The following is a 26,487-nucleotide window of genomic DNA, read 5'->3' as shown; positions in this document are numbered from 1 at the left end:
AAAGACATGAAAACAAAATGTGAAATACTCCACGCAAATTGCCTTCAACTAGGCGGCAAGGGGCTGTTAATTATAGGTCCATCGGGATCAGGAAAATCAACCCTCACCCTTTCTTTGCTTGACCGCGCTGAGTGGTCAAAACGTGAAGCGAAGCTTATCAGTGATGATTATACAATGTTGCGTGCGGAAAATGGAAAGCTTCACGGATACACTCCCGATAATTTAGAGGGCGGCATCGAGATTCGTGGCGTTGGTCTTTATATGATAGAATTTGAAAAGCACACAATTATCGATTGTGTTATTTTTCTCGGTCCGGAATATGAACGTTTTTCCACAAATAAAACTTTTCAATTTGAAAATTTGCACATTCCTCTTTTAAAACTTCCCTCTCTTCGTGAAGCCGATTGTACCGCCATTTGTCAAGCTATTGAAGCATTTTTGTTTAAAAAAATATGGCAAAAATCTGTCTAATTTTTTTCTAAAGATAAAAAAATCACAATTTTTGCCTTTTTTTTGCAAATTTTTCTTGGCAGCAAGATAAAGCCTTGTACAATGTCTTTCCCACCAATATGGTTGGGTCTTATTAGTTAACAGGAGTTTGCGTAAATGATTGGACTCGTGCTTGTAACGCACGGTGAGCTGGCTGTCGAATTTTTACATGCCGTGGAACATGTTGTTGGAGTACAAGAAAAGTTCGCAACAATATGCGTTTATCCCGATGACGATATAGATCAGCGCCGAGGTGATATTATAGCCGCAGTAACCGATACAGATACGGATCATGGCGTCATCATATTAACAGATGTGTTCGGTGGAACACCATCAAATATAGCTATTCCTGCTATTGAAAAAGGACGCGTTGAAATGATTGCGGGTGTTAATTTGCCCATGCTTATTAAACTGATTTCTATTCGCAAATGTCCGGATATTTCATTATCAGACGCGTTAAGAATAGCACAAGAAGCAGGGCGTAAATATATTAATGTACCAAGTATGATTAGCGGATAATAAAATACCAATGTTTTCCAAAGATACCCTCCCGTGTATAAGTCGTCATTTCAATATCTGTAATAAACGTGGGTTACATGCACGTGCTTCTGCAAAATTTGTACAAACTGTTGACAATTTTAATGTTACTGTTGAAGTTGAAAAAGATGGAAAAATTGTTGGCGGATCATCAATTATGGGACTTATGATGCTAGCGGCTTCATCCGGTTGCAACCTCACCATTCGTGTTTCAGGACCAGAAGCAACAGATGCTCTTAATGCTCTTGAAAAGCTCATCAATAACAACTTTGGAGAGGAAAACTAGTGCTTTTTCATCATAAACAAGGATGATAATTCTTAGAAAATAGGAACTTTCCATCATTATTTTGAATTTTAATTTCTCTTCCCGCTTTTATACCAATATTCATATCCATTATGGATTGGTATAATTATCATAAATGTAAAAGCTTATAGTAATTTTGTTATGCTGGTTTTTTTCTTCCTTTCCTAACATTATTTGACCAATTTGAATAGTTTTGCGTATTATGGCTATTCCCCGACTTAATCATATAATTAAATCTTTACAGAAAAGAGAACTCTTCACCTTGTATTAGAATATGCTTTATTTTAGGCTAAAGATAAATGTCAAAATAATTTCGCACATCAACAATCTATCAACTTTTCTTATTTTCTGCTAACTTTGTAGCCTTTATAATACACAAGTAATCTTCCATTGCACATCATTGTGATACAGATCATGAAAATGCAATTCTTATCAATGTCATAACCATTTTCTTAAAACGAATAAGCTTTGTACGCTCATAATTATAGTAAGCATTTTTTAGACATTCTTTTTCTATACTATTGCCTTGTTTTATGTGGTACGTGCCCCGCCCTTATTATCTATATTGCGCTTGGGATAGCATCTTTCATTATAAGGAGATAATATCATGGGTCGTCTATTTAGTGCTCTCCAGATTCCTCAACAAACAACAAAAGCCCTCGTATCATTGCAAAATGGCTTACCAAAAGCGCAATGGATCAACCCGCAAAATTTTCATGTCACCTTATCTTTTTTTGGCGAAGTTGAAAGTTCTACAGCAGATGAAATTATGCATACCTTTAACACTATAGAACTTCCTTCTTTTACGCTACAGATAAAGGGTTTTGAAGTTTTTGGTTCAGAAAATGCTCCCCATTCTCTTGTGGTTCGCATTGAACCTTGTGCAAAGCTTACTCTTTTACATGAAAAGATGCAATATATTCGGAATAAATTAGAGTTAAAGCCTGATGAAAGACTGTTTATTCCGCATATCACTCTTGCACGAATATTTGATATTAATCTTAAAGATCTTTCTTCTTATCTATCTTTTCAAAATGATTTTTTTGTCCCTCCTTTTGAAGTTGATCATTTTGTTTTATTGTTATCGGCCTCTCCCTTAAATAAGGCTCCCTATATTGTAAAAGGAAATTGGCCACTTCAAAAATAAAAGGGTGTTTGTCACACCCTTTAAAAACTCTTTGAGAAAAGACCCTATATATATGAAACTGCAGGGAATACTGCATTTTACGATAGAGGTTTGTTATTGATGTATTTTAAGTCGAATCAGCTTCAACAGAAGCTTCTTTTGCTCCTCCTTTAGCTACACCCACTATAGCTGGACGTAACACCCTTTCCCCGATAATATAACCTGCCTGAACCACTTGTTGAACAGTATTATCTGGAACATCAGCATTGGGAATTTCAAACATCGCTTGATGAAAGTGAGGATCAAATTTTTGCCCCTCTGGATGAATTTTTTGCACCCCATGACGTTCTAATGCTGCCATCATGGCACGTTCAGTCATTTCAACGCCTTCTGCCAATGATTTCAAACCAGCATCACTCTCCCGTGCACCTTCTGGAATAGCTTCCAAAGCACGATTGAGATTGTCAGAAACCGATAACATATCCCGTGCAAAATTAGCAATGGAATAAGCCTTTGCATCCGCCACATCTCGCATAGTACGGCGTCGAAGATTTTCCATATCTGCAACAAGACGTAAAAGCTGATCTTTCAGTTCTTTATTTTCATCCTGCAAAGACGCTAAAAGATCACTAACCTCATTGCTTTCTGTTTCAATGACTTCGTGTTCCTCTGTTTTATGTGTTTTTAAAAATTCATCGGCTGCCTGTTTAAGTGTATTACGATCAGCTGGATTTTTTAAATCACAATTTTCAAATGAAGCGTCAGTAAATTTGTTTTTTTCATCAGACATAAAAATTTTATTCCTTCATAAGATTCGTTATTCTCGATATCGAAATTCTACAGACAAAAATCAAGGGGTAGCGATGTATATAATACAATGAGCTTTTATAGTACAAATACTTACTTGCATCGTTTTAACGCAATAACTGTGACACAAGTTGAGCTGTATAATCAACCATGGGCACAATCCTTGCATAATTAAGCCGTGTAGGACCAATAACACCTAAAGCACCAATGACTCTTTGTTGTGAATCTCGATAAGGTGCTACAACTAAAGAAGAACCAGAAAGAGAAAATAACTTATTTTCTGAACCAATAAAAATTCTAACCCCAGAACCTTCATCCGTTAAATCGAGAAGCTGTGCCATACTCTCGCGCGTTTCAAGATCATCAAACAAATGGCGTAACCGTTCTAAATCTTCTTCTGCTTTTACATCTTCAAGTAAATTGCTACGCCCGCGAACAATGAGGTGTATTTTATGATCAGCATCTTCTCCTCCCCAAAGAGCTAATCCCGTTTCAACAAGATGATGTGATAAATCATCAAGTGCGGCCCTTGTTTCTGCGCATAAGCGGGCAATTTCCCCTTTAGCTTCACTCAATGTACGCCCTTGAATATGGGCATTGAGAAAATTCGTTGCTTCCGTCAATTGTGCATGGGTAACCCCTTCTGGTAAATGAACAATACGATTTTCAACTTCACCTTGTTGAGTCACCAAAACGGCAAGAGCGTGCTCCCTATCAAGGCGTACAAATTCAATATGTTTCAATGTTCCTTCTTGTTTTGTTGCTAAAACAAGCCCTGCCCCACGTGAAAGATCTGAAAGAACTCGGCTTGCTTGAACAAGAAAATGTTCAACCGATTGTGCATGACCAGCCTCTTTGACTTGCATTTCAATATTTTCTCGCTCTTCGTTTGGCAAATCACCCGCTTCCATAAATGCATCAACAAAAAAGCGTAAACCTGATTGTGTCGGCATTCGACCCGCAGAAACATGTGGTGCATAAATCAAACCGAGATGTTCAAGATCACTCATCACATTGCGAATCGTCGCAGGCGATAATGTCTGTTGTAAAAGCCGCGAAAGATTACGTGACCCTACAGGTTCACCATCATTAAGATAAGCTTCAACAATATGGCGAAAAATATCACGCGAACGTTCATCAAGATATTTTAGTTCATTATCAATAGTTTTGTGCTTCATCACAATTGTTTCACTACTTTTAAAATCCTCATCTCTTATATAAGTTTTGTCAAGGTTTGGTCAAATAGTCTAAGTAGTATAAAAATATATTATCCTATTGAGCTGTAAAATGCTACCTTTCAGAGTGATGCTTGATAAATTACGCAGGAAATATTTTTTGTTAGAGTGTGTGAGAAATATTTAAGATAAGAGTTGATCTGTAAAGTGGTCTGCTGTAGGGACTTATCAAGAGAATCTAGATTGATTAAAAACCGCTGTAGATAGAAAATTTCACCCTTTAGAGCAAGCAGGAAATTGGAAATTTACCATAAAAATGCTATATAAATAAAGAGATGTCTTTCATATCTTTGCAAGGTTATCTTCATACAAGATAAAAAATTTTATTGGAATAAAATATCATTAAACGTGTAAAATAATCATATCATGTAAAATGTGTGTGTATGAGCATTAAAGTCGGTTTTTAGCACAAAAATAATTCCCCTTTCATTTTTGGAGAAATCTATATGAGAAGCATAGCAGATAAAAAACTTGTCATTGCTACACATAACACCGGAAAATTGCATGAAATCACTACTTTAATTACGCCTTTCGGTTTAATAATACAATCGGCAAAAGAACTGGGCTTGCCAGAACCAAAAGAAACGGGAAAAACATTTGAAGAAAATGCTTATATTAAAGCTTTTTCAGCAGCAAAAAAAACAGGACTTCCTGCCCTATCTGATGATTCAGGCTTAGAGGTAGATGCATTGGAGGGTGCGCCAGGCGTTTATACCGCTGATTGGGCAATTCAAGCCGATGGTACACGTAATTTTCCAAAAGCTATGAAAAAAATAGAAAATGAACTCCAAAAAGTCGGAGCACGAGAAAAAAGTCAACGGAAATGCCGTTTTATATCCGTCATTTGCATTGCATGGCCTGATGCTCATGCAGATTACTTCCGTGGATGCGTTGAAGGAACGTTCATTTGGCCTCCACGGGGAGATAAAGGCTTTGGTTTTGATCCTATTTTTTTACCCGATGGATGTGAAAATACCTTTGGAGAAATGTCAACAGAGCAAAAACACAACTGGAAACGTAATGATATTCCCCCTCTTTCACATCGCGCACGTGCTTTCAAACTTTTGGCAGAAAACCTTTTAGCATTCTCATGAAAGAACCTTTTGGCATTTACATTCATTGGCCCTTTTGTGCAGCTAAATGTCCTTATTGTGACTTTAATTCGCATGTTCGCATCCATGGTGTTGATCAACCACGTTTTGTCACCGCCTTTAAGCGCGAAATAGAAACACAATACCACAAAATAGGCCCACGCCATATTACAAGTATTTTTATTGGTGGAGGAACCCCTTCCCTTATGGAGCCGCAAACTGTCGATGCCCTATTGCAAGCACTTGCAAAAAAATGGGTAGTCGATGATAAAGTTGAAATTACATTAGAAGCTAATCCATCCAGTGTGGAAGCAGAGCGCTTTCGTGGATACCGTGCGGCAGGTGTTAATCGCTTATCTCTAGGGATACAAGCGCTCAATGATAAAGCATTGCGCAAACTTGGCCGACTCCATAATGTGGAACAAGCTCTTTGTGCCATTGCTTTAGCACGGCAAATTTTTCCACGTTTATCTTTTGATCTCATTTATGCCCGCCCCGAACAAACCCTTGAACAATGGAAATCTGAACTTGTACAAGCAATTGATTTAGCAGCGGACCATCTTTCTCTTTATCAATTGACGATCGAAGAAGGAACTGCCTTTAAACGGCTTCATGATGCAGGAAGACTTATCCTTCCCCCATCAGAGCTAGCAGCAGATCTGTATCATCTTACTCAAGAAATAACGACACTACATGGACTTCCTGCCTATGAAATCTCAAACCACGCAATGCCCGGTGCCGAATCAGCACACAATCTTCTTTATTGGCGTTATCACCAATATGCAGGCTTTGGTCCAGGAGCACATGGACGTTTCATTGAGCACGCATCGAATCATTCCTCTTTCTGTTCAAAAACATTGTCATCACACCTTGAAAACCGCGAACGTTATGTCACAATAAATGAAAAGCATCCCGAACAGTGGCTTAATTTGGTAGAAACAACAGGACATGGCTGTATTGAAACGGAACATTTAACCACTGAACAACAGGCAAATGAAATGCTCCTTATGGGATTACGCCTTTGCGAAGGCTTAGAACTTATACGCTATGAAACCTTAAGCCCTAAACGTATCCCAATGGAAAAACTGATCGATTTACAACACCAAGAATTGATAGAAATGGTGGATAACCAACGCTTAAAAGCAACAACCAAAGGACGTATTGTTCTTGATCACATCATCAGCCAACTCGCAAATTAAAGTTTTTATAACAACATACTTATTTTAATCATAATTATCATTTTTCATAGCAAGGTGAGATTAGAATATTGTGAGATTCTCTCATTTCAAAACTATTTATAGCAAGTTAGTTATCGCCGTTTTCTTACACCTTAAAAATAGAGAAGCATGTAGATAAAAACTATAAAAAAGGAGTAAAAAGGCCTCTTATGAACACTCTTAAGTGCTAAAATCTATTGCAATATTTTGAGCTAGAAAGTGTATGGTGCTCTAACTTTATTTTTCATAAACATAAAGATGGGGAGGCATTATAGATTTTATATTACAACATTCATAAGCACCGTAGTAGCACAAATGTGACAAACATTGAGAAAATTCCTCTAAAACAAATACGTGAATGCATAACACGATAATGTATTTTTTCTTTATGAAATCGTGGCACCATTAAAAGAACCATAGAAATAAGCATGAAACCATGCATCAATTTTTGATTATGTAAAAAGATCTTACTCTATTTACTTTTGAAAACCGTAAAGCCGAATAAAAAAGAAAGTAAAAAAGCACGCTGATTTTCACCTTTATACCTTTATATTTTTCCTCAATGAGATTGTATGTCTGTTTCAGAGATTATAAAAAATAGATATACGCAATACTTTTATCCTATTCTGGCATGTAAAAGCGGTTATCGCAAAAAGTACTGAACCAATATTTATTTGAGATACGCGGCTGTATGATTGGTATTGATTTATAGGTCACAGCAAAATCACGAGCTTTATTAAACAAATAATGCACTCAAATAGCAAATATACCAGATATGAATCGAGATTGCTTTGTTAGCGAGCGAAACGATGTTAATCCCATATGATCTTACTTGTATGCATAATACTTATGAGTATCTGTACGCGTCCTTTAAGGTTATTTTATTAAAAAATTGAGAATAATACTAGGACAATCCTTGGCTCAAGAAGTCAACGTGCTGCTACAAAAAATTCTGTGTATCTTTATCATAACCAAGATTCAAGCTGATTAAATAAGCTCACCTTCTATCTCGTAATGATTTTGCAACGGAAGTTCTTGGGGACAAAAAAAGCATGGCAAAATATATGAAATAAAACAAACTTAAAGCGCTTTTCCTATAGGCTTTATTCTAAGAGAGTCTAATTGGAACAAGAAGTACCTTTTATGAGAGTGCAGAAAACATATCAAAACATGAGCTGTGAATGAGCGCATTTATGTTGTACGGACTTTTGACAATAGCAGCATGTTTTTGTGTATCTTTATGGCTTCAACCTGTCATCACACAATGATGATATAATATTCATTGTTTTCCATATATGATTGCGTGTGACTTCCTTTCTACACTTTAAAGAACGAATATTTTCAATCCAATATGGTCTAAACAGTTCTACTTCTTCAAGCAGGTCTCTCTTGGCTTTCCAATTATGTAATTCACTTAACTAAAAACTCTACAGGCAAGAATCCCAACTTAAGAATATTCATCACTTACTCTAAAACCACTTAATATATTAAGTCTTACGAGACTCATATCACCACACCTTAAATGTCAATATCTTATAGCTCAACAAGATAAAGGTATTTTTGAACCAAAAATCTTTTCTTTATGCAAAAAATTCAATAATAAAACGCTCATAAATAGTAGTAAGAGTTTCCACTGCATCAAGGGCCACACACTCATCTACCATATGCATCGTTTGCCCTGGTAAGCCAAATTCAATCACTGGGCAATAATCCTTAATAAATCGCGCATCTGAAGTACCACCAGAAGTGGAACATTCTGGTATATTCCCTGTTACACTTTTAATAGCATTGGATAAAGTTTGAATGAGTTTATCATTTTTGGTCAAAAAAACATCTCCTAAACTTGGAATCCATTCAAGCTGATAAGAGGGATATTGGTCACCATTGTTTTTTGATTGCACCAAAGCAAGACGCTTTTCAATTTCCTTCATCAGTGTTTCTTTTGTCCAAAGATCATTGTAGCGTATATTAAAATGAACTGTTGTCTGCGCTGGGATAACATTGACCGCTAAATTACCAGTATCGATGCTTGTTAGCTCTAGATTACTGGGTTGAAAATTCTCTGTCCCTTTATCTAAAGCAGTTTGTGTCAATGCTTGAATAAGCTTACTTGCCAAAGGCAAGGGATTAGCAGCCCGCTCTGGAAAAGCAACATGACCTTGGCGACCTTTCACGGTAATGATACCAGAAATCGATCCGCGGCGACCGATTTTGATGACATCCCCAACAGTCTTTACACTTGTTGGTTCCCCCACAAGAGCCGCAGTCCATTTTTCGCCTTTTTTTTCTGCCCATTTGAGAAGTTTGACGGTACCATTAACAGCAGGTCCCTCTTCATCACCGGTAATCAAAAAACTTACCATTCCTTTAATGGATCGTTTCTCAAGAACTCGCGCTAGCGCCGCAATAAAACAAGCGATTCCGCCCTTCATATCAACAGCACCCCGCCCATATAATTTCCCCTGATCTATGACAGCTTCAAAAGGTGAATAAGTCCAATCTTCCAATGCACCTGGTGGTACGACATCTGTATGACCCGCAAACATAAGATGGGGTCCTTCATTTCCCATTTTTGCATAAAGATTTTCAACATTATCTGTATTTTTATCCGTAAAAATAGGGCGCTCGACGTGAAATCCCATTTTTTTCAAAAATTGTTCCAAAGTTGATAAAGCCCCCGCTTCATGAGGTGTAACAGAAGGACAACGGATAAGTCTCTTTAGTAGCTGAAGTGGATCTGTAAGAACAGGCATAAGGTCCCTTCCCATTTTTTATAAGTCATCGGAACTTAAGGTTATTACGCTGAATTACAAAAAAGATAAAGAAAAAACATTGAAGACACTCAGCAAACCAAGCAGGGGAGAACAATCGTGCTGAGAGCTTCAATGGCTTCCTCATTATACATGAGCAAGCACACACACAACAAAACACTCAACAAAAAGTTCCGTTAAATGTTGCCTTCATTTGAAAGTTTTTTACGCCTCTAAATTATATGAATCAAAATTAATTGCTTGCAATCTATGGGCATTTTCCTTCAACCAAGCACGGTACGTTTTACTATCAGGACATAGCTCTTCACAAAGAGCCCAAAATCTTGGTCCGTGATTCATTTCAACAAGATGAGCAACCTCATGAGCAACAACATATTCCACAACTTCTTTTGGTGCCATAACAAGGCGCCAAGAAAAAGAAAGACGCTTATCTATTGAACAAGATCCCCAACGACTTCTCGTATCTTTATAACAAATTGATTTGACTTTACGCTCTACTTTATGGGCATAATGTGCCACCAAAGGTGTTATAATAAGTGCTGCTTGTTTTTTCAAAACGTCAGCAATGCGTCTTGGGAGATATTCTAATTGACCATAAACAATAATTTTAGGTCCTTGCTCCGCATCTGCTGTAAGGATTTCTGTTACCCCACGCCCTTCTCTATGCTTTATGGTATGGGAAACACCTAATAAAGGAATCATTGCCCCCTCTTTGAGATAAGCATTTTCATGAGAGATTTGTAAACGAGCAAGACGTGCCTCAATCCAAGATCGATGCTTTTCAATAAAACTTTGAATCGTACAGAGACTTATCGCTGGTGGTGTTGTTACACAAATCTCTTGACTGCTGGCATCAATACGTAAGGTAAGACGGCGTGCATACTTATTTTCCCGCACCCGTACAGGTACAGAGCGATCAGAAAAAATAAAATGCTGTTTAGAAATGCTCATATATTTTTATCTTCATCAATAAATGTACCCCTTATTTTGCATTAATCTGATTAATAAAAGATCTCAATACTGTTTCAAGGCAATCTAAATCTTGTGGACGAGAAAAGCGATGATCAGCATCACGAACAAGTGTCAACGTTACATCATGGAGAGGTAAATGATCAAGTAAAGTCAATGTATGCTGATAGGGAATATCTTCATCTTCCATCCCTTGTAGAATATGGACTGGACACCCAACATCAATGCATCCTTTCATAACACAATTTTCGCGCCCATCTTCAATTAATGTTTTTGTAAAGGGCATTGGCTCTGTATCATCAACAGAAGGTCGTTCAATATAGCCTTTTTCTTCCAAAATCTTCCATTCTTCTGGGCCTAATTTTGGTTCCACCAATGTTTGTGTAAAATCAGGCGCTGGAGCAATCAATATCATGCCAGCAAGCTTCTTATTTTTCTGTGCTAGCATCATAGCAAGCCTTAGTGCAATCCACCCACCCATAGAGGAACCAATCAAAATTTGTGGACCCTCACAATAGGTTTCAAAAGTCGCTAAACTTTCCTTAACCCAACGCGAAATTGTTCCTTGAAAAAAATCACCTTCAGATTCTCCATGTCCAGAATAATCAAAACGTAAACAAGACAAATCATTCTTCTGAGCAAACTGATCAACTAACGTTGCCTTACTTCCCAACATATCGGATTGATAGCCAGGAAGCCAAACCAAACCTGGAGATTGGCGCCCCTTGCGATAGCGTACTGCAAGTGTGGTGTTCTCAAACGAAAAAAACTGACAAGGAATATGTTGATCCATGATTCTTTATCCTCCATAAAACAATTTCTTTAAATTAAGAGAAAACTTTTATAATCTAAATCATTCCAAAAAGTAATAAATCAAATAATGAAAATAACACGAATTATAGTTGTTTTTAGGTGCATAATTGTATATTAAATTAACTGTAGTTGAATCAAAATTTAAGGAGCATAAACCATTCGTAAACCGTTTAAAATGACACCTACCCAAAAAGACGGACCACGTTCAAATAAGGATATTCGGGTACCTCATGTTCAGCTTATCAATGATGAGGGACAACATCAGGGAGTTGTTGCGATACAAGAAGCTCTTGCTATGGCTGCAGATGCGGGACTTGATTTGGTTGAGATTGTACCAAATGCAGAGCCACCCGTATGTAAAATCATCGATTTGGGAAAATTAAAATATCAAACCCAAAAAAAAGCTGCTGAAACACGTAAGAAGCAAAAAGTCATCGAAATCAAAGAGATTAAGATGCGCCCAAATGTTGATGTCCATGATTATGGAGTCAAGCTCAAGGCTGTTCATCGCTTTATTGATCATGGTGATAAAGTAAAGATTACTTTGCGTTTTCGTGGTCGTGAGATGGCTCACCAAGATCTTGGATTAAAGCTTCTTCAGCGTGTGAAAGAAGATACAAGTGAAATTGCCAAAATCGAATTGGAGCCAAAGCTTGAAGGCCGGCAAATGATGATGGTGATAGCACCTAAATAGTTTTGCATTGGAATAATATTCGCATGCAACTCATCAGCATGAGCGTATGGTATTTTTAGAAGCACCACATAGAGTTTTTGTGGTGCTTTTAAGGTTTTATAAATGTGTATAAAGCCTTTTAAGAGTTTAATAATGCTTGATCGATTTATAAGAAGAATTCGTTATTTTGCATATTAAATGAGAAAGCTCAAACATTGTAAGGCCTTCTTATTTCAAGCACTCTTATCATGCAATGCGGCGAAATTGTTTGCTTACACATCACAAATGGAGATGATACATAAAAAATTATTAAAAAAGCAGAAATGTTTTTTGTGAGCCATTTCAAGTGCCAAAGGCTATCACAATATGGAAATTGGTAAATACAATAGTGAAACCCGCCGGTATCTTTTATTGAAAACTAAAAATAATGATGAACAACGAATTTTCGTTATACCTTTTACAGAAACTTTGCACTACATTCTTCACTCTCGCCGTCGTGAAATTGATATGATGAGCCTTGAAAGAAAAGACTATTTTTGTAAAAAAGATTAAGGGGCTTTTTAATTAAGAGTGTTTCAATCTTGCATAAAATAATGAGAGAATATAGAAGCACTTCATGGCTAAAAAACAAATTTCCTCTTTCGACAAACATCTTATTATCCGCCTTTTACGAGAAAATTTTCGTAAACATATGCGTTGGTACAGTGCGGCTATCTTCTCAATGATCATCATTTCTTGTACCACAGCAACCAGTGCATGGATTATGCGGGATGTTGTTAATCAGATTATTGATGCACAAAATTTTCCTATGATTGTTTTGATTTCTAGCTTCATTGCTTTTATCTTTATTCTCAAAGGAGTTGCAACTTTTTTCCAAACTTACTTTCTAAACAAAGCAGGCAACAGTATCATTGCTGAACAACAGCGTAAAATTTTTGCACGACTTATGGAACAAGGAGTCTCTTTTTATCATAATAATACTTCATCTGATCTTCTTGTTCGTGTAACTCATAATGCAACAGCCGTACGTAATATAATTGATACTATTATCACAACTTTTGTACGTGATTTGCTTTCCGTTAGTGGTCTGTTGCTTGTCATGTTCATTCAAAACTTTGTGTTAATCTCCATTACTTTAATCGTAGGACCACTAGCTTTTTTAGGCGTTCGAATGGCTTTAAAACGCGTTCGCAGCTTGATGGAAAAAGAGCTCCTTTCACTTGGTGAAATTATCAAAATCGTACAGGAAACGGCTGTTGGTATTCGAATCATCAAGGCCTTTTCACTAGAAGAAGTCATGAAAAAACGGATGGACAAAGCCATTTGTGATGTTGAAAAACAAACAAACAGTATTGCAACACTCGAAGCTATTACCAATCCAATTATGGAAACACTCACGGGTGTTGCCATTGCAGGTATTATTTGTTTTTCCGGTTATCTTGCAACCCAACGCGCAGGTGTTCAAGGTGAATTTATGTCCTTTATTGTTGCTTTACTTTTAGCTTATGAACCCGCAAAAAGACTAGCAAATGTACGTGTTAAAATTGAATCTGGCTTGGTCAATATCCGTACGATGTTTGAAATACTCGATTGTCCCCTTACAGTTGTAGAACATAAAGAAGCTAAAGATCTGAATAAAACGCAAGGAACTATTCGTTTCGAACATGTTTCTTTTGCATACACTAATAACAAAATGATATTGAAAGACATCAACCTAGAAATAGAAGCCGGAAAAATGACAGCATTGGTGGGACCATCCGGTTCGGGAAAATCAACCCTTATCAACCTTATTATGCGCCTCTATGACCCCACAAAAGGACGCATATTGATTAATGATCAAGACATTCGCTACACAACATTTCGCTCTCTGAGAAACCTGATGGCCTATGTAGGACAGGATACTTTTCTCTTTCAAGGAACTGTTAAATATAATATCGGGCTTGGAAAAGAAGGGGCTAGTGATGACGAAATTATCGAAGCAGCAAAAGCAGCAAATGCTCATGACTTTATTATGAGTTTGCCAAATGGTTATGATACACAGATAGGTGATAATGGCTGTAATCTTTCAGGGGGGCAAAAACAACGACTCGCTATCGCTAGAGCAATGATTCACGATAGTGAAATTCTGATTCTTGATGAAGCAACAAGTGCGCTCGATTCACACACAGAAGCACAAATTAATGAAGCCATTCACCACCTTACTAAAGGACGCACAACGATCATTATTGCTCATCGCCTTTCAACGATTGCTCGTGCTCATAAAATTGTGGTCATACAAAATGGACAACTAATTGAACAAGGTACTCAAAAAGAATTGCTAGCAAAAGAAAATGGGTTTTATAAAAAACTTCATAATATCCAGTTCAAAAAACATACCTCCTAATTTCTAGATCCTTAAATAAGATTTGAAATAAAAAATGGATAGAAGGTAATGCTCCATTTATAAAAAAAGACTTGTTATCAAGAAAAAGCATTACTTCAATCAAGAATTGGTAAAGAATTTATGGTTTATTGAAAATAAAATCCTTGGATTTAGATGAAAACTTTACTCGTTGTTTTGTTGAATGCAAAAGATAAGATGTAATTTGCTTATTGCAAATTTTCTTTATATTTATGATGAATCAATCAAAAGCGCTTGTTGTACGTCATAAGAGATATTGGTATATGCATAAAAACTCTTAAGATAAGCAATAAAAATACCTCTACACTTTCAAGTGAAAAGATTGTCAGCAACATAAAAAGCTGGAAAATAGAATGATAATGCCGGCTTATAGCTTTAGCAAATACTTATACCTTTATTAATAACGGTAGTGTAGATTTTATACCATTCATAAGAGGTACTTTATACCATTTCACAAGCAATCTTATGAAATAGACTCAAGCGCACATTGAGAAATGTTCCTTTAAAACAAGTACATAAACTTGCAACACAATAATGTTATATTTTGGAGTATTCTGTTTGGGGAGCTATTCGTTATAAGAAAAGTGATCTCATTCAAGACACAATAAACAAAAATCTAAAATAATAGGTAATTTTTATTATTAAAAAATATTGCTTTAAATGCGTTTGACAATAAAATCGATATCTTATGAATTCTCTGCTTGCCTCATGCTTTTGACGGTCTTTAATGGAATCATGTCCTTCACGTAAAAACAGAATGCCATTGTGTTGCAAATTCACGTACTTGTTTTAAAGAGACCTCTCTCAAAGTCTTCCCTAAGCCCATTTCGCGATAACATTCGTGAATTGTATAACGATAAATCCATTAACCCCCTCTATCTTTACGCTTATGGAGTAATAAACCGGCACCATTCACACTATTCTGCCAGTCCCTAATGTTGCGACAGCTCTTAGCTCTCGAGATGATTCATAAGAGGCATTTTTAGTCATTTCTTAATAGTTTTATCCACACAGGATTCCCCGCTTGTAGCATACAAGCCGAATGGTTTTGATTGATTCAATACGAAAGAGATTCGTACGATATTCAAAGTTCTAATTCAAGTTGAATAACAATAAATTATCTTTATAAATCAATATATTGCACACACTACATTCTTTAGGCAACAGCACGATATGGGCTTGAAAACAAGGTAAGGTATTTCTCTAGAATAAATATATAGCAGCAAAATAATATACTATCTTTCGTGAAGATTTTGTCCCTTTAGAGAATAGCATAACAAAAAATCGAATATTTCAGATATATCTCTTCACGCCTCAACAAAAAGCTTCTTCTTTTATAGGATTTCTAGTCTATGCCTCCTTCCTCAGATTTAGAAATGAAAGACAAAAAACGAAGAAATTGTTTTTTTAAAATTCAATCTTTAATAATCTCTTTCATAAAAGAGACCTATACTAGAATTTTGTTCATTTCCTATAGCACCTTTAGCTTTGAGATGACGCGAAATATCTAAATTAATTGTCCCTTTCGTCGTTCCATCAGACCCTGCTTCAAAGCCCAAATAAATATTATTGTGTATGTAGCGTCCAATACGTAAGCCTGTATTACCCTTCTCATTAACGATAACATCAAGATCATCAAGTCCAATTTTAGTTCGTAAAGTATTCAACAAAGATGTATTAGAAGCACCTGCAAGATCAGCCGCTGCTGCTGCAAGTTGAGCAATCTGAAATGGTGATAATTCATTAAGAGAGCGATTAAAAATCAAACGAGCCAAAATCTCATCCTGAGGCAAATTTGGTTGTGAAGAAAAATTAATATCAAGATTATCAACCGTCCCACTTACAGTTACAGTGACGCGAATATCACCACTGTTATTGTTGGTTACAAAATAAACCGTAGGATTAAGATTACCACTAAAACTCGCTTGTCCTTGATCAAAATTAAGACGTTGCGACAGGATATCAAAACGTCCACGAATCATTCTAAATTCACCAACTGGATGCACATCATTCAATGGACCTGCTAGATTAATGCGTCCTCCCAGTTCAGCATCTAAGCCTTTTCCGCGTACAAAAAATTGATTGCGTGCTGTAATACGCATATTTGATAGCACGACAGATGACGATTCTTGTGTAACTATACGGCTTTTGCTTTTGTTCGTGTTCTTAACATCAGCACGTTCAAGTGTTGTTTGAATCGATTTAGTTAAATTCTTATTTCTAACATCAAGAAACTTGGCACTTTTAAAATGATCAGGAACAAAAACTTCAGCTTTTTCAACGATGATATCACCACCAAGAACAAGATTATTTAAAAAATGACCTGTCATTGTCATCTCACCTGATAATGTTGCCAGAATCATAGAACCATCATTATAATTGGCATTATCAAGATGAAATATCAAATCTGTCTCTAGACTATTAGAGATACGACCTGAAGCAGAAATTCCCCCCCCCTCAAACGAAGAAGCTGAAGCTTTCTCTATAAGGATATGATCACCTTTCAATTTGCCTTCAAGCTTTATATTATTCAATCCTACATTTGTTTGTGAATCAAAAAAGCTACCGTCGCCTATAGAAATATTTCCTAACAATTGTGGCTTTGATAACGCCCCATTAAGAGCTGTATCAATTCTTGCTGTACCCGTTATATGTGCACCACGCTTGGCTAATAAGAGATTAACAAAATCAAGAGGCATTATCCCTTTAACGTTTAATTTTGCCTCTGAACCATTAAGAGACACAGGCCCATGGATGGAAAGATCTAATCCTTTATCTCCAGTAGCTATCATATTTTCAATATGAAATGTCGATTTTTTATAAGAACCACGAGCATTTATATTGATTGACATCGGTCCTTTATGCGTCATAGAGGTTAAATTTTGACTAGAAAGCTCAAAATGAGCAGATGGATCCTTCATTGTTCCACCAATATCAACTTTACCTATCACTGTCCCATCAAGCGCTTGTCCTGCAATAAAACCATTCGCCAAACGTGCAGATAAATTTTGCAAATTAATATGAAGATCAAGCGCATTTTTCTCTAGAGATACATGCCCCTGAGCTTGTGCTTGTACTCCTTCTCCTGTTAAATTTGCATTCAAAGTAAGATTTTGATCTACAGTGTTCCCCGTAGCAGAAAGAGAAAAAGGCATAATTTTTTTATCTTGAAAAGCAACGGTTGTCAGTCCCTCACCTTTTATATCGTAAGTTATATTAGGTTTTTTTAAATGACCACGAATCATAACCTGCCCTGTTACACTCCCTGCTGCTCCAAGATCAGATTTCCACAGATTGACTAAAGCAGCAGGAAGCGCATTCATTGTAAGTTGCAAATTCATGGTATCTTGAATATTCCCTGCTAAGATGATGTTGCCTCCATTTATTGCAATTCCTAATTCATTGATTGTCATTCCATCTTTATCAAAAGCAATTATGGATGGCTTCGGCAATGTTGCATGAAAAGTATGTTGTTTTAAGTCCACAGTTTCAATTTGCACTTCTCGTTTTATACTTTCTGGAAGTTCCTCAACCATTAAACGACCAGAAAGCCGTGCATTGAGAGTATCATGCAACATCGCTTGGACAGTAAAAACCGTTTGTCCATTATTCCTATCAGCGTGAGCATTTAAACGATTGACCATTACCAAAGGTGTTTGAATATGTTCTGCATTGATAACTCCTTCAAACTGAGTCATGCCAAAAGGATCGAATATGTCAGCATCTATTGCCAATTTTTTTATTTTATTCTTGGAAAAATTCAAATGGTTAACATGCGCCTTCACATTGGTTTTTTGTCTGCCATTTTGTTCATCAAAAATAAAATCTCCTTTTACTTTTCCACTACCATCCTGCAAAAATAACGCTGAAAGTACGGAAATATCATCGGCATCAATATGCAGCGCTCCTTTCAAAAAACCGCCAAGTTGTTGAGAAAGATCACCCGTTATTTTTGCACTTCCCCCTCTAATATCGATATTTTTAAGTTTTCGAATTTTATGAGAATCTTCAAAAGAGGCCGATAAATGCAAAGGTTTCTTAGCAAAAATCCCTTCACCTTTTACCACCCCCGTTAAAGAAGTGATTGGTGCTGTATTATCTACAAATGCATCTATGTTAAGTGTTGTGTTTTGAAGTTTCTTCCCTACAATTAATGCTTCAGCAATATGGGCACGTGTATTTAGTTTTATATGGCTATTGCGCCCTCTCGCCGTACTTTGAATTGTAAGCGCACCGCTTATCTTTGGATCTAATTTGGACAAATCAGATATTTGAGCAGATAGATCCATTTTAGCGCTTTCATCTGAAAAATAACCATTAGCCTCTATGTTTGTATATTGATTTTTCAAATTAAAATGACGAAAAATGACACCCCTCGTATTTCGAGTAACACCACCTGAAAGAGTGATGTTTCCTTTGAATAAACGATCAAAAGACTGCATGCCTATTTTCATATCGTCAGCCATTCCTGATAATTGGAGATCAAAAATACCACTCAATAAACTGATCGTTCCTTTGGCTTTAATATCTGCACTACCAGAAAGTGATTGTTTACTGAACACTTCCAAAGGAGTTAATGTTTGAGCTTTTAAACCGAGATCGCCTTTAAAAACAAAATTCTCCATTGTCCCTTTTAACCAAGAAGAAAAACCCTGAGCCGTAACACTCAGATCATGAATCAAAATTGGTTTGTTCGAAACAATATCCGTATCTAAATGCACATGAACCGCTTGGCTTAAATTTTCTACTAACGCTCCCTTAATCTTTTTAACCCCTTGAAGCGTCCCTTTAACCTGAACACCAACATGACGAGAAGCTGCATTATCAAGATTTTCGCTTACTCCTCCCATATCAAAAATTGCATCGCGAATATAAATATTTTTATTGCTTAAATGATTTACAACCAACCGCCCACTCCAAGATTGTTGACCTTCGCGACCATAATCAATGTTCAAAGCAAGAGTATTCGCAGATTTTGGCACGTCTGATATAGGTAAATGAACAGAATCCTTTTCGTTATCAAGAGCCATTTTTCCATCAACAAAAAGCCGTCGCAAAAATCCATCGGCGGTTATTTCAGCATTGGCTATAACGTTCATTGCTTTGTTCTGAATAACCATCTGATCAAGGTGTGTCACACCTTCTTTTGTTCTTCTTGCCTTTGCTTTTAATGTTATATTAGATTCGAAGAGACTACGATATTGAGAAGGTATTAAAGGGCTCAGTGTTCCCTCTAGTTTCGTAGAAAAACTCTGTCCTTCTGGAACACTTGCAAGAATAACATTACCATCTACAATAGAATGATGATCAGACTCTAAAGAAAGTTTGATAACCAAATCATCAAAAGTACCATCACCTTTCAGGACGAGATTTAATGCTGGACATTGTTCAATGTTAAAAATATTCGCCAAAATACCATTTTGTGGTTCGTTAGCAGAAATATCAATTTGAGCTGTACGATTACTATCAGATATCTTGGTGAGAACAGAAAAAGAACCCGGTGCATCTAAACGATGCGCCGCTATATCGACATCAAAATTACCACTAGCCAAGGTGAAATTGCCTTTTAAGGACATATCAGCAGAAAAACCAAAAAGATTCTGTTCAAATGTCACATGTTGAGCAGTAAGCGTATTGATAGAAAGAGCAAGCGGCAATTTTGGTAAAGAAAACTTACCCGTTTCAAGGGAAGAAACAAAAGAAGAATTGCCTTGCGGTTTGCGTAAAAATGTAACCTGTTCTACCGAAAGCTGGTTAATATCCATCCGCCCTCTCAGCAATGCTAGACGATTCCAATCCATTTTAGCATTGGTAATTTTAAGCCAAACCCCTTTTTTATCACTGACAGTAATAGTATCAATTGATGTTTGAGAAGACAGTGTCCCTTGCATATTGTGTAAACGAACTTGACGATTAGGCGCTGAAAGCTTTCGTTCAATTAAAGAAACAAACCATGAGCGATCATCTGTTTTCATTTCGCTAGAGGGAAGAATGTCTCCTCTTTGCGCAAAAACAAAACCACCCACCCCAAAAAACAAAAATACAAAGAAGAAAGCTGATAAACGTACACCTTTTTTCATTAAAATGCTTGCCCTATACCCACATAAAAACCAATGCGAGGGTCACCCTTCTCTCTCTTTAAAGGAAAGGCTAAATCAACGCGTAAAGGACCAAGACCCGTCATATAACGTCCTCCTATACCGGCTCCCCATTTAATTTTTTGAGAAAAATCAAAATTCGCCTTTTCCCCTACTAAACCTCCATCAAGAAAACCGACAACCCCTATTTTATCATTTAAAGAAACACGCAATTCTGCCGATCCCTCAATAAGCGCCCGTCCACCAACAACCGCATCATTTTCTATTTTGATACCAATATTACGGTAAGCATAACCACGAACAGAGCCCCCACCACCAGCAAAAAAAAGCGTATTTGCGGGTACTTGTGCTGTATCATTCCCAAGAATTGTACCAAGCTTTGCCCGCGCAGCAACAACAAAACGATCCCCTTCATCCAACGCCCAATAAGAACGACCTTCTGCTGTTACTTTTGCAACAAAGTTGCTAAAACGCATCTCATAAAAAGGCTCAATGAAAACTTCACCATATAAACCTTTTGTTGCATTAAACTTATTATTACGACTATCGTAAATCAAGCCGCTAGGGAAACCGATTGTTGTAAAATTACGGCTCCCAAAATAGATATCACGTGAATAACCATTTGAAACTTCTACAGCAGCCTGTCCCGATAGATTACCATTGAAAATATGCGTAATACCTAATTTTCCTTTGATGGCTTTTGTCGTATAATTTTCTAAAACATCTTGTTGTATTTTTAATTCTGACCTGAGATCTGTATCTGGCGTGAGTACACCAGGCTTTATAAACGTGCCACCGAAAAGATAATCAAAATTTTTAAAATTATATGATTGCTTTTTATTGCTACCAACACCACTTATTTTTGTTTCAATTTTAAGAGTCTCTGCATGACCCAAAAGATTGTTATGCATCCAATAAGTCTCAAAACCAGCACCATCTAATGTTGAATAGCTACCGCCTACACCAAAACGACGCGGTTTACGTTCTTGTACAACAAGCATAAGCGGTAAACTACCATCTAGATTAATAGTATCAGCCTCACGTATATTGATAGCACGAAAAACACCAAGGCGCGCAAGACGTTCATTTGCCTTAGCTAACGCATCGGAATCGTATATCTGCCCTGGTTTCAATCCAGTCATCCACGCGATATAAGCTGAATCTACACGTGGTTTCTTACTTATATTACGCACACTTAAAGGACCATAATGAGCCTTTTGTCCAGGACCAACAACAATCCGTCCTTCAACACGCAATGTAGCATGATCAGCCACGACTTCACTCTTCATAATTTTAGCTTTAGCATAACCTTGTTGCCGCCATCCTTCTATCGCCCATTTTTCTGCTTTCAAAATGGTTTCAGATTTAGCAATAGCCCCAACTTTATAGCCCAATTCTTCAATTGTGGGCATTTTATGCGCTTTACGTTTTTCAAACGGAGCTACTTTATCAATATTGGCAATACTAAAAACATATTGTGGACCAGCATTAATTGTAATAACGATATTCGATTGTGCTGGAAGTTGAGTTACCGGACTTAAATCAGCGACTTCTAAGCCATTAATTTTAATACTAATAACACCACCATAGCGTCCATCAGCATAAAGAGCAGAAAGAATTGCTCGATAATCTGAACGCGCCTTGGCTAGCAAACCAGAAGAACTGGCGGATGCTTTCTCTTTATCAGCAACAAGAGAAGAAACAGATTTAACTATTTTTATACCTTCTAATGGCGCACCTGGCGGTGCAACAACATCAACTTTATAAAATCTCTCTGTACTTTTTGCATAATGTGAAGGAGAATTTGTTTTCTTTTTACCAAAAAGAGGAATGCCGAAAAAATCAAATGCAGCAAGAGGCTGTGGAAAAGAAAAAGAAAAACACAAGCCTATAAAGACACAGCGCACAGTCCCTGATTTTAACAAAATTCTTGTCTGGTATACCATAAAATCAGATACCTTATAATACACTTTGCATCTACTACGCTTTAAATAATATAAAAATAAGAAAGGTAAATATAATTACTTTGCACATTTTACGCGTTTTATCACATCAAATAACACTCTGCGATACATAACGTCACCCTCCCCTTATATTTTCATAAAATTCTGCACTGTTGTATAACACGAACAGCCTCATTCTTTTTTTCTTAACATATTTATTTAGCTTATTATAAATGTTTTATTGCGTCCCATATTATCATGGTTAAATTTGTACAAATGACTTTCCATGAGAACGCTAAAAACTGCCCATGTATATAGATCTCTCTATAAAAAAAACCATAGAGATGCTTCTTGATTTTTATAAATAGATATGATTGTCTCTACCAAGTCTAAAGGGGGAAAATAAATAAATGATCGCACGTATTACAACTGTTGCTTTTCGCGGTCTAGAAGCAGTCCCTGTCGATGTACAGGTTATGATTTCGTCTGGTAAAATAGGAATGGCTATTGTTGGATTAGCTGATAAGGCAGTTGCAGAAAGCCGTGAACGTGTACAAGCAGCCCTCCACGCTTGTGGACTTTCTATGCCTACTAAACGAATTACGATTAATCTTGCACCAGCTGATTTGCCTAAAGAGGGATCGCATTATGATTTGCCAATCGCCGTAGGCTTAATGCTTGCTATGGGAATCCTCCCTCCTGAAGTAGCACAAGACTATATCATTTTAGGAGAATTATCACTGGATGGTTCACTTACCGCTGTTAATGGTGTTTTACCAGCCGCCATGACAGCTTTATCACTCGATAAAGGGCTGATTTGTCCCTTCCAATGTGGACCTGACGCAGCATGGGCAAATGCAGAAATAAATATTCTTGCTCCAGAGACTCTGCTCACTATAGTCAACCATTTCAAAGGAACCCAAATTCAAAAACGTCCACAACCGCGCCAATATACTATCGAAACTGAACTTCCAGATCTTTGCGAAATCAAAGGACAAAAAACAGCCAAACGTGCCTTAGAAGTTTGTGCTGCTGGACGCCATAACCTTTTGTTTGTAGGCCCCCCTGGTGCTGGGAAATCTATGTTAGCGCAACGCTTACCTTCCATTTTGCCACCTCTTGATAGCCGTGAGCTTTTAGATGTCTCTCTGATTGCTTCTATTACAGGAGAAACGGTTCATAATACCATTTCACTTCATTGCCCCTTTCGTTCCCCACATCATTCTGCTTCCATGGCCGCAATGATTGGTGGGGGGCTTAAAGGACGACCGGGAGAGGTCTCCCTTGCCCATAATGGTGTGTTATTCCTTGATGAATTGCCTGAATTTTCTCCGCAGGTTCTTGATTCTCTTCGTCAACCTTTAGAAAGTGGGGAGTCAGTTATCGCCCGCGCTAATCACCATATTAGCTATCCTGCTCGCTTCCAACTCATTGCCGCAATGAATCCTTGCCGATGTGGTATGGCAGGCGAAAAAGACCATGTTTGCCCTAAAGGAATACGCTGTCAAATCGATTATCAGTCCCGTATTTCTGGTCCTCTGCTTGACCGAATTGATTTACGGATTGATGTCCCTGCTTTGACAGCTATGGACCTTATGCAACCAGAACAATCAGAAAAAAGCTGCGACGTTGCCAAACGCGTCGCACGATGCCGTACCATTCAAGCTAAACGTTTTTCAACAATGGGGTTTGATCATATTCGTACCAATGGCGATTGCCCTGCCAAAATTATAGAACAGATTGCCATTCCTGATAAAAGTGCGACCATACTCTTACGAGATGTGAGTGAAAAAATGCACCTCTCTGCACGCGCTTATCATCGCATTCTCAAAGTTGCACGCACAATTGCTGATCTTGACGGATCAGATACTCTTTCACGCTATCATCTCGCAGAAGCTATTTCCTATCGACTAGGCGCAGAAAGATTAACAGCCCTTAATTAAAAAACTATTCATCAATAAAAACTTATTGGAAAATAACGCAAATAAAGTTCTGTAAGTTTACCATCTTCTTCTAGTGATTTCAGCGCATAATTGAGTATATCAACCAATTTTTCATTCTTTTTTGCAACAGCAAGCTGCATTCCTTGCCCCAATAACTGTGGCGCCATATATGCCCCCCCAACAAAATGGCAGCAATCAACAGATTTTTGTTTTTTGAACCATAATGATAAAGCAAATCCATCATCAAAAATAAGGTCAATTTTACGCTCTTGTAACGCTTTATAGAGCTCTTCTCTCTTTTTAAATCCTTGCCATTTGGCTTTAGGAAAATAATGTTGAAAGAGTTTTTCGTGAACACTTTTAGACAAAACACCACTGGTTAAATGTATCAATTGATCGCTTATTGGCTCATCGAGATTTAAACGTCGAGAAGCAACAAATCGCGCTGGAAAACGTAAATATGACTTTGTAAAAACAAGATCTTGCTGGGTTTTACTTGTTTCTTTTAAACCCGCAATAATGACTTCCGCATCACCATTTTCAACATGTTCTACAAGCTCTTTCCAAGGAATCACTTCTACTTCACAAAGCTTCTCTAATTTTAATTTTGAACAAATAGCGCGCAATAAATCGATATTATAACCTGCAAGATGCCCCGTTTGATCAATAAAATTAAAAGGAGGAAAATCAAAAGTTGTTACAAAACGCAAACGAAAGATATCCGTTGTATCAGGTTGTACCAAGTGTTCATGCGAATCAAAAAAAGAAGGCAGCCTTTCAGCTTCTGCGTAAGAGGAAAATAGAACCCCCCCTGCTACAAATAAAATACGAATAAAAATATTGTATGGATTATTGAATAAAAGATACCGTAAACGCAATTGAAGATGTTTTACATATATAGATTTTTTTATTTTCAAAATCTCTCCCCCATTTTTCAAAACTAAGATGCAACTCTTCTTAACTATTATCTAACGCACTTCACCAAAATATCTGGCGTTTAATAAATAAAATTCTTGCTATTTTTTAAAACTGTTAAAAAATTGAACAGTTTTCATATATTTTTTTTGAAACCATTGAAAATGCTTAGATTTCTGATGTTAATTTTCCAAAATAAATATATAAAAGGTAATTTTAGAGAAAGGTGATTTAATTTTTTAAATATAAGAAATAAGCTGTATATACTTTAGTGGCACACTTTATTTTATCAAAATATCTCGCGTATCTTAAAATATTAAGACCATTTCCTTGCGTATCACAACTAGGGAAGTATATAGATACTATTGAAGAAAAGAGTAAAAATACCCCTCAAATGCCGAGGTTTTTCTCAACATTAAGGTTGCATCAACATTTAAGAGTTGAAAAATAAAATGATGATTCTGGTTTGTGCTTTATTGTCAAGATGGGAAAGGTGGGAGACATGAATCTTGTAGTATTCACAGGGTATTTTGCGCTATATTATTCAAACATCGTTGTAAAATGAGTTTGGAAACATTGAGAGATGTTCCTTAAAAAAGCGCGAGAATATCAGCGCAATGGTGCTTTGTTTTAAATGAGGGACGTAACCTCCATTACAGGAATGAGAAAAACATAAAGCGTAAGATAATGCGTCATCACCCTCATTATTCAAAAACATCACCGTAGACGTTTTTTAAAATTGTAAAGTTGAATATAAAAGATGATCGTGGAAACGTGTTTTTATATTTACGCGTTTATATTTTCCTCAAATGAGGCTTTTTTCACATTTTAAAGATGACACCAACCAATATACACAATATTTTCGCCTCAATCTAACATACAAAAGTTTGAACTGCTTAGAGAGCTCGTAACCTTTGTTTTAAATATATGGTAGAATTAGGATTGAAAATTGATTTATGGATAAAACAAGTAAGACCTCTGTTAGAGTAACACAAAAATGCATAACTAATTTTAAAACATTACGCATATGCAAAAATAAACAAAGTAAATAGCATCGTTTTATGAAACAACTTTTTGTATAAGTCAAAAGTGTTTATTCGCCTTATATCACCGCCCTCGTGTTTTACAGCATAACAGTACACTATCATTTCATCA

18 protein-coding genes are annotated in these 26,487 nt (G+C 36.8%); 10 read left to right on the top strand and 8 right to left on the bottom strand.

Features of this window, described 5'->3' with window-relative positions; translation table 11 throughout:
- Nucleotides 1-6 precede the first annotated feature (6 nt).
- The 4 genes from PVV63_RS00985 (at nt 7) to thpR (ending at nt 2,477) form a co-directional block, all read left to right on the top strand.
- The gene (locus PVV63_RS00985) at nt 7-471 is read left to right on the top strand and encodes an HPr kinase/phosphatase C-terminal domain-containing protein (RefSeq protein ID WP_273790228.1); all 465 of its coding nucleotides are present in this window, start codon (nt 7-9) and stop codon (nt 469-471) included.
- A gap of 135 nt (nt 472-606) precedes the next feature.
- Nucleotides 607-1,008, top strand: a complete 402-nt coding sequence (locus tag PVV63_RS00980) for a PTS sugar transporter subunit IIA (RefSeq protein WP_273790227.1) — start codon at nt 607-609, stop codon at nt 1,006-1,008.
- A 10-nt stretch (nt 1,009-1,018) separates the two neighbouring features.
- Complete coding sequence (locus tag PVV63_RS00975; RefSeq protein ID WP_012754483.1) at nt 1,019-1,312, top strand: HPr family phosphocarrier protein; 294 nt, start codon at nt 1,019-1,021, stop codon at nt 1,310-1,312.
- A gap of 625 nt (nt 1,313-1,937) precedes the next feature.
- A complete protein-coding gene (gene thpR / locus PVV63_RS00970; RefSeq protein ID WP_273790226.1) occupies nt 1,938-2,477 on the top strand; it encodes an RNA 2',3'-cyclic phosphodiesterase in 540 nt (179 codons plus the stop codon).
- Between the two features lie 106 nt (nt 2,478-2,583).
- Here thpR and grpE read toward each other — a convergent pair whose 3' ends face one another.
- Together grpE and hrcA are read right to left on the bottom strand one after the other, a co-directional pair.
- Entirely contained in the window at nt 2,584-3,246 is a 663-nt protein-coding gene (gene grpE / locus PVV63_RS00965; RefSeq protein WP_273790225.1) for a nucleotide exchange factor GrpE, read from the bottom strand.
- A 124-nt stretch (nt 3,247-3,370) separates the two neighbouring features.
- Nucleotides 3,371-4,441: a heat-inducible transcriptional repressor HrcA gene (gene hrcA, locus PVV63_RS00960; protein ID WP_273790224.1), complete on the bottom strand. Its 1,071-nt coding sequence runs from the start codon at nt 4,439-4,441 to the stop codon at nt 3,371-3,373.
- Nucleotides 4,442-4,944: 503 nt separating this feature from the next.
- Here hrcA and rdgB point away from each other — a divergent pair.
- Nucleotides 4,945-5,592 (top strand): RdgB/HAM1 family non-canonical purine NTP pyrophosphatase, encoded by a 648-nt coding sequence (gene rdgB / locus PVV63_RS00955; protein ID WP_273790223.1) that lies wholly within the window; start codon nt 4,945-4,947, stop codon nt 5,590-5,592.
- Nucleotides 5,589-6,788 carry a radical SAM family heme chaperone HemW gene (gene hemW / locus PVV63_RS00950; RefSeq protein ID WP_273790222.1) on the top strand — a complete coding sequence of 400 codons (1,200 nt, stop codon included), beginning with the start codon at nt 5,589-5,591 and terminating at the stop codon, nt 6,786-6,788. The genes rdgB and hemW overlap by 4 nt, the downstream gene beginning before the upstream one ends.
- Before the next feature lie 1,598 nt (nt 6,789-8,386).
- Here hemW and dapE read toward each other — a convergent pair.
- The 3 genes from dapE to PVV63_RS00935 form a co-directional block, all read right to left on the bottom strand.
- The gene (gene dapE / locus PVV63_RS00945; RefSeq protein ID WP_273790221.1) at nt 8,387-9,559 is read right to left on the bottom strand and encodes a succinyl-diaminopimelate desuccinylase; all 1,173 of its coding nucleotides are present in this window, start codon (nt 9,557-9,559) and stop codon (nt 8,387-8,389) included.
- 222 nt (nt 9,560-9,781) lie between these two features.
- Complete coding sequence (locus PVV63_RS00940; protein WP_273790220.1) at nt 9,782-10,528, bottom strand: M48 family metallopeptidase; 747 nt, start codon at nt 10,526-10,528, stop codon at nt 9,782-9,784.
- A 31-nt stretch (nt 10,529-10,559) separates the two neighbouring features.
- Complete coding sequence (locus PVV63_RS00935; protein ID WP_273790219.1) at nt 10,560-11,339, bottom strand: carboxylesterase; 780 nt, start codon at nt 11,337-11,339, stop codon at nt 10,560-10,562.
- 195 nt (nt 11,340-11,534) lie between these two features.
- Here PVV63_RS00935 and infC point away from each other — a divergent pair, with 195 nt between their 5' ends.
- From infC to PVV63_RS00920, 3 genes are all read left to right on the top strand, one after another.
- Nucleotides 11,535-12,053: a translation initiation factor IF-3 gene (gene infC, locus PVV63_RS00930; RefSeq protein WP_273790218.1), complete on the top strand. Its 519-nt coding sequence runs from the start codon at nt 11,535-11,537 to the stop codon at nt 12,051-12,053.
- A gap of 345 nt (nt 12,054-12,398) precedes the next feature.
- A complete protein-coding gene (locus PVV63_RS00925) occupies nt 12,399-12,584 on the top strand; it encodes a hypothetical protein (protein WP_273790217.1) in 186 nt (61 codons plus the stop codon).
- Between the two features lie 64 nt (nt 12,585-12,648).
- Complete coding sequence (locus PVV63_RS00920; RefSeq protein ID WP_273790216.1) at nt 12,649-14,415, top strand: ABC transporter ATP-binding protein; 1,767 nt, start codon at nt 12,649-12,651, stop codon at nt 14,413-14,415.
- 1,439 nt (nt 14,416-15,854) lie between these two features.
- On the opposite strand, the gene PVV63_RS00915 is transcribed toward PVV63_RS00920, so the two are convergent.
- Both PVV63_RS00915 and PVV63_RS00910 read right to left on the bottom strand, forming a co-directional pair.
- Nucleotides 15,855-20,513, bottom strand: a complete 4,659-nt coding sequence (locus PVV63_RS00915; protein WP_273790215.1) for a translocation/assembly module TamB domain-containing protein — start codon at nt 20,511-20,513, stop codon at nt 15,855-15,857.
- Nucleotides 20,513-22,477 carry an autotransporter assembly complex family protein gene (locus PVV63_RS00910; RefSeq protein ID WP_273790214.1) on the bottom strand — a complete coding sequence of 655 codons (1,965 nt, stop codon included), beginning with the start codon at nt 22,475-22,477 and terminating at the stop codon, nt 20,513-20,515. The genes PVV63_RS00915 and PVV63_RS00910 overlap by 1 nt, the downstream gene beginning before the upstream one ends.
- Before the next feature lie 407 nt (nt 22,478-22,884).
- On the opposite strand from PVV63_RS00910, the gene PVV63_RS00905 reads away from it, so the two are divergent.
- Complete coding sequence (locus PVV63_RS00905) at nt 22,885-24,417, top strand: YifB family Mg chelatase-like AAA ATPase (protein ID WP_273790213.1); 1,533 nt, start codon at nt 22,885-22,887, stop codon at nt 24,415-24,417.
- 11 nt (nt 24,418-24,428) lie between these two features.
- Here PVV63_RS00905 and PVV63_RS00900 read toward each other — a convergent pair whose 3' ends face one another.
- Complete coding sequence (locus PVV63_RS00900; RefSeq protein WP_273790212.1) at nt 24,429-25,334, bottom strand: transporter substrate-binding domain-containing protein; 906 nt, start codon at nt 25,332-25,334, stop codon at nt 24,429-24,431.
- Nucleotides 25,335-26,487: the final 1,153 nt, after the last annotated feature.

The organism is Bartonella sp. CM31XJBT (assembly GCF_028618555.1).
Lineage (GTDB): Bacteria > Pseudomonadota > Alphaproteobacteria > Rhizobiales > Rhizobiaceae > Bartonella.
The sequence above is the reverse complement of the archived record's forward strand: the minus strand, read 5'-3'. Positions and strand labels throughout refer to the sequence as shown.